Origin of the sequence: Streptomyces sp. M92, from assembly GCF_028473745.1 — a bacterium.
Taxonomy (GTDB): Bacteria; Actinomycetota; Actinomycetes; order Streptomycetales; family Streptomycetaceae; genus Streptomyces.
This window is the reverse complement of sequence record NZ_CP101137.1, coordinates 2,732,721-2,745,753: the sequence shown is the minus strand read 5'-3', so window position 1 is coordinate 2,745,753 and position 13,033 is coordinate 2,732,721. Positions and strand designations below refer to the sequence as shown.

Below are 13,033 nucleotides of genomic sequence, written 5' to 3'. Positions count from 1 at the left end.
GTTTCTCAATGGATGATCGCGGTGGTCTCCCGCTGCATCGGCGCGAATGGCACGTTACGTCTTGAAACCACCGCTCGTCCATGTCCCCATCGCATTGCCGTACAAGATGCAACTAAGCCGTGACGCGGTGGGGTGTGACAGAAAACGCAGTCGCGGCGCTGTAGGGAGTACGGGCCGCCGCGCGGCCCGTGCCGCGCGACGGCCGGGGCCTCTCCTGTGGGGGGTGGCGGCCCCGGTCGTCCCCGGCGCCCCCACCCGGACGAGGGCTATCCCTCCGTCCCTGGAGCCCGATCGGCCCGCCCCGCGGCTGAGCCGCCCGCCGTGCCGTCGCCCGCTTCCCGGCCGTTCCCGCCGCCCTGGTCGTTCCCGCCGCCGCCCTGGTCGTTCCCGCCGCCGCCCTGGCCGTTCCCGTCGGTCTGGCCGTTCCCGCGGGCCGCGCCCGATCCGTCGGCAGGTCCCCTCGACGGTTCCGGGGGGACGGTGACGGTCGGAGGGACACGCCCGTCGGTGGCATCCTTCCGGGCCTGAGCGGCACGCACCTCGGCACAGTGGCCGGCGACCTTCTCCTCGCCGCCCGCCGCCGCGACGAGCCTTTCCCAGACCGCCGCGTCCAGCGCCTTGCCGCGGCCGTCCAGCCGCTGGAAGGCACGGCAGGCCGCCTCGCTCCCCCGGGCGGAAGCCGGACGGCCGGACGGGACGGAGGCGTCCGGGGCGGTGCTCGCGGGCCGCGGGGTGGGGACCGGCCGGACCTCGGTGCCGTTCCCACCGCCCGCACCCTCGCCGCCGCCCCCGGTCTCGGTGGTGGCGGACGGACGCGGGCCGTGCGGCCGGGCGCCGTCGGCGGCGGAGCCGCCCGCACCGATCGCCGCGTAGGCCACGCCGCCCAGGGTGAGGCTCGCCAGCAGCACCGACAGGGCGGTCTTCAGCGGGCGTCCGGCCCGCCGCCGCTCACGCGGCCGCCAGTCGTCCCGCCGGCGGGTGCGGGCCACCCGGCCCGGTTCCGTTTCGCGGGCGGTGCGGAACGCGGCCACGGCCCGCCGTTCGCCCTCGTCGTCGGCGTGGTCCCGTCGCAGGGCGGCCGCGAGCAGGGCCTCCGTCTGCGGAGTGCCGTGATGGCCGGGGCGGTGGCCGGTACCGCCGTCGCCGTGCTGCGCGCCCATGTCCGCCTCCGTTCCCGCTCGGTCCGCCGGGGCGGCGCCGCCCGTGCCCGTCATGTCGACTCCCCCAGCGTCGTGGGCGCGTCATCCGTCACACCGTCGGCGCCCAGCTGCCGTGCCAGCCGCTTCAGGCCCCGGTACGTCGCCGTGCGCACCGCGCCCGGCCGCTTGCCGAGGACACGCGCGGCGGCGGGACCGTCGAGGCCGACGACGACCCGCAGCAGCACGGCCTCGGCCTGGTCGCGGGGCAGCCCGGAGATCAGGGCCAGGGCGGCCTCCGTGGACAACCTCTCCAGCGCCTGGTCGTGCGTCGAATGCGGGCCGGGCAGATCCAGGACGTCCTGTTCCAGCGCGGCCGGCCGGGGCCGTACCTTCTGGCGGCGCAGGTGGTCCAGTGCCCGGTGCCGGGCGATCGTCGCCGTCCAGCCCCGGAAACCGGCCCCGTCGCCCCGGAAACGGCGCAGGTCGCGGGCTATCTCCAGCCACGCGTCCGACGCGACGTCCTCGGCGTCGTCCCCGACCAGCCCGCGCAGGTAGCCCAGCAGGCCCGGCTGCACCAGCCGGTAGGCGACCCCGAAGGCCGCCTCGTCACCGTCCTGGGCCCGCGCGACGGCCGCGCCCAGTTCCCCGTCGTACGTCTGTACGCGCCGGGGTTCCCCTCGCTGGCCCAAGAACCGTCCTAGTCCGTACCGAGTCCTCGCGTGCTCGGCTGAGCCCGCCCCCACGGTCATCAGCGTCGGAGCGCACGGAAGTGTCACAGGCGGCGGCTCAGCCGTCCGCCGCCGCGTCCCGGCACAGCAGCCGCAGCGAACCGTCGCCGGCGAAGCAGCGGCGGGCCTCGTCGATCGGGTCCCACAGGCGGCCGTCGGGAGTACGGACCCAGTGGTCGCCGCCGGTCGCCCACCACTCGCCGCCCGCCTCGCGCACGATCACCTCACCGGCGTAGGCGCCGAGTCCGCGCAGCACGGGCTCCACGGCGGCGTACGGCGTTCCCTCGCGCCGGATGCCGTCGATGACGCGGTCGACGCGCCACAGGCTCTGCGCCGTGTGGTCCAGGCGCAGCCGGGCGCCCTCACGCAGGGCGGTCACCGCGTCGGCCGCCCACCGCACCGGCTTGGCGGCGGCCGGCGGCCGGGCCTGCCGCCGGGTCGTCGGTCCGCTGGTCACAGTCGTCTCACGGGCTGTCGTCACATGGGCTAGAGCGCCGCCGGCCGGTGATTCGTCACACGCGTACGCCGCCCGCCGCGCAACCGGCGCAGGACCACCCCACATCCCCCACGACCACCGCACCACCGTCGCGCGTCCCGCGCATGACGGTCACAGGCGAGCCCGCCCGCAGTACGCCGACCGCGCCGACCGCAGGACCTGCGGTCAGCCGCGCCCGCGAGCCCGGTCCGGAGACGACCGCCCGCAGTACCCGGCGGCCCTCCAGGGCACAACGCAACCGCACCAACCCGCCACCGCCCGTACACCCAGCCCGGAGAACCGACGGCGCAGCCCGGCCAAGCCGCCCGCAGGACGGTGGCGAGGCCCTCCGGTCAGGTGCGCCCGCGGGCCCGGCGGGAGACCACGGCCCGCAGTACCCGGCGGCCCTCCGTGGAGACCTCGAGGGCGCGGCGCAGTCCGGCCGGGCCGTGGCCGGAGAGCGCGTCCAGGACGGTGAGCTGGCGGCGCAGTTCGGCGGCGACGAGCGGGGACTGCGACTCCGCGCCGCCCGTGCCGCGGACGTCTTCCCCGAAGGCGGCGTCCGTCGCGGGGTCGAGGAGCCGGTGGACGCGGAGCGAGGCGACGGAACAGGCGTCGGCCCACGTCCGCAGCCCGGCCCCGGAGCACTCGGCGGGCGCCGCGTCCAGCATCCGGCGGGCCAGCAGCACGGACTCGTCCTCGCCGCTCGCGCCGGGCCCGGCGAGGGCGTCGCGCACCCGCTCCAGTTCCCGCGTCCAGGCGGCCCCGGCAGGGGCGTCGTCGGCGAGGGTGGCCCACAGGGGCCGCAGGACGTCGTCGCCGCCGTCCAGCAGCGGCAGGCAGCGATCCAAACAAGCCAGTCCACTCCCGGCGAGTCCGCGTGCGTCGGCCCGCGCGATCAGTTCCACCAGGCTCATCCGGTGCCTCCCTGTTTCTGCCGTTCCGCCCCGCTCACGACCACGGAGCCCGCACTTCCCCTTACTGCGTGCGACGGCCCGGGAGTGTCACAGCGGCACCACACCCAGCCGGTCGAGGAACCGGAAGAAGAGGTTTTCGGCCACCGGGTCACCGGCGGCGTCATCAGGGGCTCCGTCCTCGGGACCGGCGGTGCCCGGGTCGGCCGCCAGCACCTCCGTCAGCTCCCCGGCGCTCGCGGTGCGCCCGGCCTCGGCAGCCCAGGCGACGGCGCGCTCGGCGGCGTCGCGGGGCTCGAGGAAGTAGTCCTCCAGGGTGAGCCCCTCCTTCTCCGCGCCGAGGTACCCGGCCATCGCGGACCGCGCCAGGCAGGTCGTCCACGCCCCGCTCTCGGGCGCCGCCGCCTCCACGACCACGCAGTCGCTGTCCATGACGTACCCGAACAGCGCGGGCGCGCCGGTCTGCCCGGCCAGGTCGTTCATGTTCCCGACGTCGCCGTCGCCGCCCGGGAACTCCCACACCTGCCAGCCGTCCGGCGCGGACCGGCGCAGCGTCATGTCCGCGGCGCCCGACAGCGCCTCCAGCTCCGTGAGCGGCCGCTCGGCCCGGCCCACGACGAAATAGCCCCAGTAGCCCATGTCCCGGCTCCCCCCGCGTGTCCCTTCGGCTCGGCAAAAGACCACCACAGCCGTACGGAAGTTCGCAGCCGTATCCGACAATCTCGTGCCGGGCGGTCAGTCGAGCCGGTCAGTCGAGCCGGTCAGTCGAGCCGGTCAGTCGAGCCGGTTCGCCAGCGCCTTGAAGTCGGCCCAGGACAGCTCCGGCTTCCCCGGGTCCCACAGCTTCTGGACCGTCGCCGCCAACGGCAGCCGGATGCCCTCGGCGACCTGCGCCTGCGTCTGAGCGTCCGGGATGTCGCCCCAGACCGCGAAGCTGCCGCCGAGTATCTGGTCGTCGTACTCGGCGTCGACCGCCTCCGTGCCCCGGATCACGCGCGGGGTCCACTGCTCGTAGATGCGCTCGCCGGTCGGGTAGACGAAGGTCAGCGGCTCGCCGAGGACGTAGTAGAGGAACTCGTCGTTGTAGTTGATGACCTCCCGGCCCGCGCTCAGGTACTCGGCGGGCTGCCGGGCGCCGATCTCCTTGCCGGTCCAGTAGGCGACCTGGATCTCCTTCAGCGGCTCGACGGACGTGTCCTTGAAGAAGCCGTCGTTCCAGGCGCGCGGGGTGCGGTCGTGGGCCATGACCGTCTTGGCGCGGGCGTTGAGCCAGCCGGTGGTGAGGTCGGCGACGGTGCCGCCGGGGCCGTACGCCTCGCGGGCGGCGGCGGCCAGGTCCGGGTAGGACGCCTCGGGGTCGGGCACGACGAGCGCCTGGTACTCGTCGGCGCCCAGATGCCACTGCGAGCCGGGGAAGAGGTCGGCGTACTCGTTCAGCAGGTCGTCGACGATCTCGCCGGCCTCCGGCTTCGAGATGTCGATGGCGCCGCGCGTGGGCGTGCCCCGCGCGTTGCGCAGCTGGAGGTCGGGGTGGGCGGCGATCACGGCGCCGAGGTGTCCGGGCGAGTCGATCTCGGGGACGACGGTGATGTGCCGGGAGGCGGCGAGGTCGATGATCTCCTTGACCTCGGCCTTGGTCAGGTGGTCGTCGGAGACGATCTCGGGGTGCGAGTCGGACTCGATGCGGAAGGCCTGGTCGTCGGAGAAGTGCAGGCCCAGCTCGTTGAACTTCAGGTCACCGAGCTCGCGTATCCGGTCCTTGATCCAGTCGGCGTCGTAGTGCTTGCGGGCGATGTCGAGCATGAACCCGCGCCGCTCCTTGGCCGGCTCGTCCTTCACCTCGCCCTCCGGCGCGGTGCCGCCGCCGTCCACGGCCTGCTTCAGGGTCCGGGTGCCGTAGTAGACGCCCGCCTCGGCCGGCCCGGTGACGGTGACCCGGCCGTCGCGCACGGTCATGGTGTACGACTCGGGGTCGGCGCCCTTGTCGTGCTTGACGTCCAGCAGCAGGTCCCCGGCGCGTTCGTCGTCCTTCTCCCCCGCGTACGCCATGCCCAGCTCGCCGGCGATCAGCCGTCCCTCGTCGGCGAGGGAGGCGTCGGCGACGACCACGCGGTGGCCCTTCTCCGGCTGCCAGCCGGGGCCGCGGGCCGGGGTGTGCTCGCGCACCGCCGGTATCGTGCGCGGCTCCTCGGAGAGCGGGTACGAGCGGCTGGGGCTGGGGGCGGCGGCCTCCTCGGAGGTGCGGACGGCCGGCGCTCCCGGCCCGCCGTCCCCGTCGGTGGCCCACAGGCCGACTCCCAGACCGAGGGCGGCGACCACCGTGCCGGCGATCACGGCCCGCTGCCTCACCTTGTGCGCCGGTATCCGGCGTCCGTGCTGGCTCACGGCGCCAACCTAGGGCCGCGAACTCCACCATGCGTCCACCACATGTTCTGAAACTCTCCCGTTCAGGTGAAATTCGGGCATCGGTCGGACACGCCATGCCATCACTCGATAACGTGACGCCACTTCCTTCGCACAATCCCCTGCCGACACACACGTGACGCCCACGAGGACCCACGCTGCCTGCGCACCGTCTCCCAGACTTCCCCGGCCGAGTGGCCATACCGACACAAGCGCAAACCCGCGCCACACCGGTAGCACCCTCTTCGCTGGAGCGCTTCAACACGGCGCCCGCCGACGTGGCCGCCCGGACCCTCCTGACCTGCCTGAACAGCCGCCACTGGGCCCACCGCCTCGTCTCCCACCGCCCTTACCCCGACCTCCCGTCCCTCCTGGCGGCCGCGGACGAGGCGGCGTACGACCTCTTTCCGGACGACCTGACGGAGGCCCTGGCCGCGGAAACCCTCCCGCCCCTCCCGCAGGACACCTACGCGGCGGCCCACACGGCCCTGAACGCGGCGACCGCGGCCTACGAGAGTCGTTTCGGACACGCGTTCGTCATCTGCCTGGACGGCATGCCCGCGAACGAGGCCGTGGACCACGCCCTCGCCGGCATCCGGTCACGATTGGCGAACGATCCCGACGAGGAACGCCAGCTAGCGGCAGACGAACTCCGGCGACTGGCGAGAGGCAGATTGACCGACGTCCTACAGGGGCGCGGGGAACTGCGCGACCAGCCACGGACTACCCGCACCCGGCAAATCACCCAAACCCCCACCCCCTAGGCCGCCCCGCAGCCAACCCACTGCTCCTTTGAGTGCAACTTTGATCACACAAGCAGGCCCCCCGTAAGCGCCGCAGACAACCGTCGCTACGATGCTGGGGGCCGGTGGACCGTACCCGGCCGGGCCCGACCGACAAGGAAAGCCGGCGCGGCCCCAATCCCCGCTCCCGGAGGAAACTTCCGTGCCGGCTGGAACGCTGTACCGCGGCCGGGAAGGAATGTGGTCCTGGGTGGCTCACCGAGTCACCGGCGTCCTCATTTTCTTCTTCCTGTTCGTCCACGTGCTGGACACCGCTCTCGTCCGTGTGTCCCCCGAGGCCTACGACACCGTCGTGGCCACGTACAAGACGCCGATCGTCGCGCTTCTGGAGTACGGCCTGGTGGCCGCCATCCTGTTCCACGCGCTCAACGGCCTGCGTGTCATCGCCGTCGACTTCTGGGTCAAGGGCGCCCGCTACCAGAAGCAGATGCTCTGGACCGTCGTTGGTCTGTGGGTCGTGCTGATGCTCGGGGCGATCTACCCCGTCCTCGGCCACGCCGCTCGTGAACTGTTCGGGAGCTGACGCGCATGTCGACCACTGAAACCACCGCCTCCGGCATCGGCCCCGTCGAGGGCGCCGGCGCCTCCGTCTACGACGTGGACAATCCCGCGCCGCTGATCGAGCCGCCCCGCAAGCGGACCAAGAAGTCCCCGAAGTCCACGCGCGGCAACTTCGAGATGGCCGCCTGGCTCTTCATGCGCCTGTCCGGCGTCGTGCTGGTCGTCCTGGTCATCGGCCACCTGCTCATCCAGCTGGTGCTGGACGGCGGCGTCTCCAAGATCGGCTTCGCCTTCGTGGCCGGCCGCTGGGCCTCGCCGTTCTGGCAGGTCTGGGACCTGCTGATGCTGTGGCTGGCGATGCTGCACGGCGCGAACGGCCTGCGCACGGTCATCAACGACTACGCGGAGCGCCCGAACACCCGCCTGTGGCTCAAGGGCCTGCTCTACACCGCCACGGTGTTCACCATCCTGCTGGGCACGCTGGTGATCTTCACCTTCGACCCGAACATCCGCTAGGCACGGGGCTGCGAAAATCATGAAGGTACACAAGTACGACACCGTCATCGTCGGCGCCGGTGGCGCCGGCATGCGCGCGGCCATCGAGTCGACGAAGCGCAGCCGCACCGCCGTCCTGACGAAGCTCTACCCCACCCGCTCCCACACCGGCGCCGCGCAGGGCGGCATGGCCGCAGCGCTGGCCAACGTGGAGGAGGACAACTGGGAGTGGCACACCTTCGACACGGTCAAGGGCGGTGACTACCTGGTCGACCAGGACGCCGCCGAGATCCTGGCGAAGGAGGCCATCGACTCGGTCCTCGACCTGGAGAAGATGGGCCTGCCGTTCAACCGGACGCCGAACGGCACGATCGACCAGCGGCGCTTCGGCGGCCACTCCCGCAACCACGGTGAGGCGCCGGTCCGCCGGTCCTGCTACGCGGCCGACCGCACCGGTCACATGATCCTCCAGACGCTGTACCAGAACTGCGTCAAGGAGGGCGTGGAGTTCTTCAACGAGTTCTACGTCCTGGACCAGCTGATCACCGAGGTCGACGGCGTCAAGAAGTCCGCCGGCGTGGTGGCCTACGAGCTGGCGACCGGCGAGATCCACGTCTTCCAGGCGAAGTCCGTGATCTACGCCTCCGGCGGCACCGGCAAGTTCTTCAAGGTGACCTCCAACGCGCACACGCTGACCGGTGACGGCCAGGCCGCCGTGTACCGGCGCGGGCTGCCGCTGGAGGACATGGAGTTCTTCCAGTTCCACCCGACCGGCATCTGGCGCATGGGCATCCTGCTGACGGAGGGCGCCCGCGGTGAGGGCGGCATCCTGCGCAACAAGGACGGCGAGCGCTTCATGGAGAAGTACGCGCCGGTCATGAAGGACCTCGCCTCGCGTGACGTCGTCTCGCGCTCCATCTACACGGAGATCCGCGAGGGCCGCGGCTGCGGTCCCGAGGGCGACCACGTCTACCTGGACCTCACCCACCTCCCGCCGGAGCAGCTGGACGCCAAGCTGCCCGACATCACGGAGTTCGCGCGGACCTACCTCGGCATCGAGCCCTACACGGACCCGATCCCGATCCAGCCGACCGCGCACTACGCCATGGGCGGCATCCCGACCAACGTCGAGGGCGAGGTCCTGGCGGACAACACCACCGTCGTGCCGGGCCTGTACGCGGCCGGCGAGGTGGCCTGCGTGTCGGTGCACGGCGCCAACCGCCTGGGCACCAACTCGCTGCTGGACATCAACGTCTTCGGCAAGCGGGCCGGCATCGCGGCCGCGGAGTACGCGCAGAAGGCGGACTTCGTCGAGCTGCCGGAGAACCCGGAGTCCCTGGTCGTCGAGCAGATCGAGCGGCTGCGCTCCTCCACCGGCACCGAGCGGGTGGCGACCCTGCGCCGCGAGCTGCAGGAGACCATGGACGCCAACGTCATGGTGTTCCGCACCGAGCAGACGATCAAGACGGCCGTCGAGAAGATCGGCGAGCTGCGCGCCCGCTACCAGAACGTGGCGATCCAGGACAAGGGCCGGCGCTTCAACACCGACCTGCTGGAGGCCGTCGAGCTGGGCAACCTGCTCGACCTGGCCGAGGTCATGGCGGTGTCCGCGCTCGCCCGCAAGGAGTCGCGCGGCGGTCACTACCGCGAGGACTTCCCCAACCGCGACGACGTCAACTTCATGCGCCACACCATGGCGTACCGCGAGGTGGGCGACGACGGCGCCGAGTCCATCCGGCTCGACTACAAGCCGGTCGTCCAGACCCGCTACCAGCCGATGGAGCGTAAGTACTGATGGCTACCCCTGTCATGGAGAAGAGCGACAAGGCCCCCGAGCCCGGCTTCGCCGACTCCCCGTACATCACGGTCACCTTCCGCGTCCGCCGGTTCAACCCGGAGGTCTCGGCGGAGGCGGCCTGGGAAGACTTCCAGCTGGAGATCGACCCGAAGGAGCGTGTCCTCGACGCGCTGCACAAGATCAAGTGGGACCTGGACGGAAGCCTGACCTTCCGCCGTTCCTGCGCGCACGGCATCTGCGGGTCGGACGCCATGCGGATCAACGGCAAGAACCGCCTCGCCTGCAAGACGCTGATCAAGGACATCAGCCCCGAGAAGCCGATCACGGTCGAGCCCATCAAGGGCCTGACGGTCCTCAAGGACCTGGTCGTCGACATGGAGCCGTTCTTCCAGGCGTACCGGGACGTGATGCCCTTCCTGATCACGAAGGACACCAACGAGCCGACGCGCGAGCGCCTGCAGACCGCCGAGGACCGCGAGCGCTTCGACGACACGACCAAGTGCATCCTGTGCGCCGCCTGCACGTCCTCGTGCCCGGTGTTCTGGAACGACGGCCAGTACTTCGGCCCGGCCGCGATCGTCAACGCCCACCGCTTCATCTTCGACTCGCGTGACGAGGCCGGCGAGCAGCGGCTGGAGATCCTCAACGACCGCGACGGCGTCTGGCGCTGCCGCACGACCTTCAACTGCACGGACGCCTGCCCGCGCGGCATCGAGGTCACCAAGGCGATCGCGGAGGTGAAGCGGGCGCTCATCACGCGCCGCTTCTGACCCGCACGCGCCGAGCACACGGCCGAGGGCCCCGATCGTCACGATCGGGGCCCTCGGCCGTACCGCGGGGCGGTGAGGCGGCGTCAGCCGCGCAGCACGCGGCCCTCCTTGTCGGTGCGGTCCTTGCTGGTCAGGAAGAGGATGCCGTCGATCAGGGCCCAGAAGCCCAGGCCGCCGCAGGTGAGGAGCTGAGCCACGCCGACGCCGACGGAGCCCACGTAGAACCGGCCGATGCCCAGGCCACCCAGGAATATCTGGAGCAGACCGGCGACGATCTTCGACTTGTCGGAGTACGGGCGGCCCTGCGGGTCGAAGCCGTAGGGCGCGGCGGGGTTCGGGGGGACGGTCATGGTGGTGCTCCTGGGGAGAAGTGGGAACGGGCCGGGACGGACGGCCGCCCGGAGACTCAGGAAGGAACACCGCTGATCGCGCACGGAATTGCACGGCGGTCCACGTAGCGTCGTGGACGTCCCCCCTGTGCGAGGAGAGCTTAGAGAGACGGGTGGGGCAGGCGGGAGTGGAATCGACAGAACGTTCCCATTCCGTGATCACGCGGCGGTCGCCCGGCGCCGTCTCAGACGAGGTTGCGCGCCACCGTCCACGCCACCGCCGTCAGCAGGATCAGTGCCTGGGCCCACGGGGCGATCCGGGGCCGGTAGAAGCGCCCGCGCAGGCCCTCCACCGTCCAGCGGCCCCACAGCGCCAGCGCGAACGGCGCGGCGAGCAGCAGGGCGCGGTTGTCCAGCCAGGCCGCCGCGAAGTGTCCGTGCATCAGGTCGTAGGTCATACGGGTGCCGCCGCAGGCCGGGCAGAGCAGCCCGGTGACGTACCGGAACGGGCACTGGGGCAGCAGGTGGCCGGACTCGTGCGGGTCGGTGAACCACAGGTACCCGGCGCCCGCGGCGCCCGCGACGAGCACCGCGAGGGGCGCCGCCGCGGGATGCCAGGACGGGCGCCGCTCCTCGGACGGGGCGGAACGGGCCGCGTCAGCCACGCAGGATCCGCCCCTGGGCGTCCGTACGGTCGTTGCTGACGAGGTACATGATGCCGTCGATCAGCGCCCAGAAGCCGAGCCCGCCGCAGGTGAGGACCTGGGCTATGCCCATGCCGACGTTGCCGACGTAGAACCGGCCGATGCCGAAGCTGCCGAGGAAGAGCTGGAGCACGCCGGCGACGATCTTCGACTTGTCGGAGATCGGGCGCCCGTAGGGGTCGTAGCCGTAGGGCGCGTTGGGGTCCGCGGCGTAGTAGCCGGGCGCCTGCTGGTAGGGGGACTGGTAGCCGCCCGGGGGCTGCTGGTAGCCGCCGGAGGGCTGCTGTGGGCCACCCTGCGGGTAGCCGTAGGGACCGGCCTGGCCGGTCGGGCCGGAGGCCTGGTTGGGGTAGCCGTAACCGGGCGGCTGGTTCGGCTGCTGCGGCTGCTCGCTCACAGTGGTGTCACTCCTGGACGTTGCGGAAAACTGCCGGTCATATTGCAGGACTGTACGAACAAAGAGAAGTCGGGGCCCGGGAGCAGCGGTCCGCCCGACGAGTGACCCCGGCGTCGTCGCGTCACCGATTGCGCTCTCTTCACTCCGCGTACACCTAATGTGACGTCATGTCAGATCATGAGTCGTACGAACTGCTCGGGTTCGACAACGTGCTGCTGCCCGTCGGGGACCTCGGCGTGGCCGTCGACTTCTACGAGCGGGCCGGCTTCCCGGTCGCCTACCGGCTCGACGAGGCCGGCATCGCCCTGCTGAAGGTGGGCGTCGAGACGCCGGGCCTCCTGCTGCGCCACGAGGAGGAGTTCGGGCGCCAGCCGCCGATGTGGCCCTCCGCGCGGGTGTGGCTGGAGGTGACGGACGCCCGCAGGGCGGCCCGCGAACTGCGCGAGGCCGGGGTGCCGCCGCTCGACGAGCCGTTCCCCGTCGCCACCGGCTGGACCGTCGAGTTCGCCGACCCGTGGGGGAACGTCATCGGCCTCACGGACTACAGCAAGCGGCCGGAGCTGGGCCGGCGGCCGTGACGCGGGCCACTCCCCCACCGAGTTGAACGCGTTCAAAAGGAGGTCTACAGTCACTCCCGTCAGCGTTTTGAACGCGTTCAAGAAGGGGTGGGGCATGGACCGCACCGTCATCGCCTACGTCATCTACCTGGCCGTCAGCATCGGTCTGACCGTCTGGGTGGCCCGCACGCTCAGCCGCAACGGCCGGGTCTTCCTCGCCGACGTGCTGCACGGCAACGAGAAGCTCGCCGACGCCGTCAACCACCTCCTGGTGGTGGGCTTCTACCTGGTGAACCTCGGCTTCGTCGCCCTCTACCTGAGCGGCGACGACACCATCGCCGACACCCGCGGCATCTTCGAGGCCCTGTCGACCAAGCTGGGCGTCGTCCTGCTGGTGCTCGGCGTGATGCACCTGGGCAACGTCTGGGTGCTCAACAAGATCCGGCGGCGCGGGATGATGGAGCGGGAGCAGGTGCCGCCGGTCCCGCCGCAGGGCTGGGCCGCTCCGACGGCCGGGGCCTGAGCCGATGGCACACGCCCCCGGGACGGCCGGCGCCCCCGTGCGCCGGCTCACCGTCCTCTACGACGCCGAGTGCTCACTGTGCACCCACGTACGGGACTGGCTGCTGCGGCAGCCGCGGCTGGTACCGCTGGATCTGGTCCCGGCCGGGTCGGACGAGGCACGGCGGCGCTTCCCCGGCCTGGACCACGCGGCCACCTTCGACGAGGTCACCGCCGTCGGCGACGCCGGCCAGGTCTACCGGGGTGCCGCCGCCTGGGTCGTCGTCCTGTGGGCCCTGCGCGGCTACCGCAGGCTCGCCCACCGGCTCAGCACGCCCACCGGGGCGGTGCTGGCCCGGGGAGCCGTGCTCGCCGCCGCCAAGTGGCGGGGCGGACAGCAGCGGTGGGGAGGTGGCGGGTACCGGCGCGCCGACGGGTGGGTGTACGAGCCGCGGCTCGGCTGGACCTACGCCGGACGAGGCTGTGCCGACGGCGCCTGCGCCACTGACTAGGCTCTGG

17 protein-coding genes are annotated in these 13,033 nt (G+C 71.8%); 8 read left to right on the top strand and 9 right to left on the bottom strand.

Going from position 1 to position 13,033, the window contains the following annotated elements:
- Positions 1 to 266: 266 nt before the first annotated feature.
- The 6 genes from M6G08_RS12610 to M6G08_RS12585 all read right to left on the bottom strand — a co-directional run bounded on the left by M6G08_RS12610 (position 267) and on the right by M6G08_RS12585 (position 5,641).
- Positions 267 to 1,214, bottom strand: coding sequence for a hypothetical protein (locus tag M6G08_RS12610; protein WP_272587241.1), 948 nt, complete (start codon positions 1,212 to 1,214; stop codon positions 267 to 269).
- A complete protein-coding gene (locus M6G08_RS12605) occupies positions 1,211 to 1,828 on the bottom strand; it encodes an RNA polymerase sigma factor (RefSeq protein ID WP_272587240.1) in 618 nt (205 codons plus the stop codon). Before M6G08_RS12605 ends, M6G08_RS12610 begins: the two co-directional genes overlap by 4 nt.
- 97 nt (positions 1,829 to 1,925) lie before the next feature.
- Entirely contained in the window at positions 1,926 to 2,324 is a 399-nt protein-coding gene (locus tag M6G08_RS12600; protein ID WP_272587239.1) for a hypothetical protein, read from the bottom strand.
- Between the two features lie 371 nt (positions 2,325 to 2,695).
- Entirely contained in the window at positions 2,696 to 3,259 is a 564-nt protein-coding gene (locus M6G08_RS12595) for a hypothetical protein (protein ID WP_272587238.1), read from the bottom strand.
- Between the two features lie 87 nt (positions 3,260 to 3,346).
- Positions 3,347 to 3,895 (bottom strand): hypothetical protein, encoded by a 549-nt coding sequence (locus M6G08_RS12590; protein ID WP_272587237.1) that lies wholly within the window; start codon positions 3,893 to 3,895, stop codon positions 3,347 to 3,349.
- Positions 3,896 to 4,030: 135 nt separating this feature from the next.
- Positions 4,031 to 5,641, bottom strand: a complete 1,611-nt coding sequence (locus tag M6G08_RS12585) for a beta-N-acetylhexosaminidase (RefSeq protein WP_443048786.1) — start codon at positions 5,639 to 5,641, stop codon at positions 4,031 to 4,033.
- Between the two features lie 296 nt (positions 5,642 to 5,937).
- Here M6G08_RS12585 and M6G08_RS12580 point away from each other — a divergent pair, with 296 nt between their 5' ends.
- The 5 genes from M6G08_RS12580 (at position 5,938) to M6G08_RS12560 (ending at position 10,026) form a co-directional block, all read left to right on the top strand.
- A complete protein-coding gene (locus M6G08_RS12580) occupies positions 5,938 to 6,423 on the top strand; it encodes a 2-oxo-4-hydroxy-4-carboxy-5-ureidoimidazoline decarboxylase (RefSeq protein ID WP_336298988.1) in 486 nt (161 codons plus the stop codon).
- Between the two features lie 181 nt (positions 6,424 to 6,604).
- Positions 6,605 to 6,985 (top strand): succinate dehydrogenase, cytochrome b556 subunit, encoded by a 381-nt coding sequence (gene sdhC / locus M6G08_RS12575; RefSeq protein WP_073724827.1) that lies wholly within the window; start codon positions 6,605 to 6,607, stop codon positions 6,983 to 6,985.
- A 5-nt stretch (positions 6,986 to 6,990) separates the two neighbouring features.
- The gene (locus M6G08_RS12570; RefSeq protein ID WP_073724829.1) at positions 6,991 to 7,479 is read left to right on the top strand and encodes a succinate dehydrogenase hydrophobic membrane anchor subunit; all 489 of its coding nucleotides are present in this window, start codon (positions 6,991 to 6,993) and stop codon (positions 7,477 to 7,479) included.
- A 19-nt stretch (positions 7,480 to 7,498) separates the two neighbouring features.
- Positions 7,499 to 9,253, top strand: coding sequence for a succinate dehydrogenase flavoprotein subunit (sdhA, locus tag M6G08_RS12565; protein ID WP_272587236.1), 1,755 nt, complete (start codon positions 7,499 to 7,501; stop codon positions 9,251 to 9,253).
- On the top strand, positions 9,253 to 10,026 hold the full coding sequence (locus tag M6G08_RS12560; RefSeq protein WP_272587234.1) for a succinate dehydrogenase iron-sulfur subunit: 774 nt from the start codon (positions 9,253 to 9,255) through the stop codon (positions 10,024 to 10,026). Before sdhA ends, M6G08_RS12560 begins: the two co-directional genes overlap by 1 nt.
- An 83-nt stretch (positions 10,027 to 10,109) precedes the next feature.
- On the opposite strand, the gene M6G08_RS12555 is transcribed toward M6G08_RS12560, so the two are convergent.
- From M6G08_RS12555 to M6G08_RS12545, 3 genes are all read right to left on the bottom strand, one after another.
- Entirely contained in the window at positions 10,110 to 10,376 is a 267-nt protein-coding gene (locus M6G08_RS12555) for a TM2 domain-containing protein (protein ID WP_031018284.1), read from the bottom strand.
- 224 nt (positions 10,377 to 10,600) lie between these two features.
- On the bottom strand, positions 10,601 to 11,020 hold the full coding sequence (locus M6G08_RS12550) for a DUF2752 domain-containing protein (protein ID WP_272587232.1): 420 nt from the start codon (positions 11,018 to 11,020) through the stop codon (positions 10,601 to 10,603).
- Positions 11,013 to 11,456, bottom strand: coding sequence for a TM2 domain-containing protein (locus M6G08_RS12545; RefSeq protein WP_272587231.1), 444 nt, complete (start codon positions 11,454 to 11,456; stop codon positions 11,013 to 11,015). The genes M6G08_RS12550 and M6G08_RS12545 overlap by 8 nt, the downstream gene beginning before the upstream one ends.
- Positions 11,457 to 11,623: 167 nt before the next feature.
- Here M6G08_RS12545 and M6G08_RS12540 point away from each other — a divergent pair, with 167 nt between their 5' ends.
- From M6G08_RS12540 to M6G08_RS12530, 3 genes are all read left to right on the top strand, one after another.
- Positions 11,624 to 12,034, top strand: a complete 411-nt coding sequence (locus M6G08_RS12540; protein ID WP_272587229.1) for a VOC family protein — start codon at positions 11,624 to 11,626, stop codon at positions 12,032 to 12,034.
- A 94-nt stretch (positions 12,035 to 12,128) separates the two neighbouring features.
- Positions 12,129 to 12,536 (top strand): hypothetical protein, encoded by a 408-nt coding sequence (locus tag M6G08_RS12535; RefSeq protein ID WP_272587228.1) that lies wholly within the window; start codon positions 12,129 to 12,131, stop codon positions 12,534 to 12,536.
- A 4-nt stretch (positions 12,537 to 12,540) separates the two neighbouring features.
- Positions 12,541 to 13,026: a thiol-disulfide oxidoreductase DCC family protein gene (locus M6G08_RS12530; RefSeq protein WP_272587227.1), complete on the top strand. Its 486-nt coding sequence runs from the start codon at positions 12,541 to 12,543 to the stop codon at positions 13,024 to 13,026.
- Positions 13,027 to 13,033 lie beyond the last annotated feature (7 nt).

Coding starts and splice junctions, on each gene's coding strand:
- sdhA (WP_272587236.1), top strand. CDS start 7,499: ATGAAGGTACACAAGTACGACACCGTCATCGTCGGCGCCGGTGGCGCC.
- M6G08_RS12530 (WP_272587227.1), top strand. CDS start 12,541: ATGGCACACGCCCCCGGGACGGCCGGCGCCCCCGTGCGCCGGCTCACC.
- M6G08_RS12590 (WP_272587237.1), bottom strand. CDS start 3,895: ATGGGCTACTGGGGCTATTTCGTCGTGGGCCGGGCCGAGCGGCCGCTC.
- M6G08_RS12540 (WP_272587229.1), top strand. CDS start 11,624: ATGTCAGATCATGAGTCGTACGAACTGCTCGGGTTCGACAACGTGCTG.
- M6G08_RS12555 (WP_031018284.1), bottom strand. CDS start 10,376: ATGACCGTCCCCCCGAACCCCGCCGCGCCCTACGGCTTCGACCCGCAG.
- M6G08_RS12595 (WP_272587238.1), bottom strand. CDS start 3,259: ATGAGCCTGGTGGAACTGATCGCGCGGGCCGACGCACGCGGACTCGCC.
- M6G08_RS12535 (WP_272587228.1), top strand. CDS start 12,129: ATGGACCGCACCGTCATCGCCTACGTCATCTACCTGGCCGTCAGCATC.
- M6G08_RS12610 (WP_272587241.1), bottom strand. CDS start 1,214: ATGACGGGCACGGGCGGCGCCGCCCCGGCGGACCGAGCGGGAACGGAG.
- M6G08_RS12570 (WP_073724829.1), top strand. CDS start 6,991: ATGTCGACCACTGAAACCACCGCCTCCGGCATCGGCCCCGTCGAGGGC.
- M6G08_RS12560 (WP_272587234.1), top strand. CDS start 9,253: ATGGCTACCCCTGTCATGGAGAAGAGCGACAAGGCCCCCGAGCCCGGC.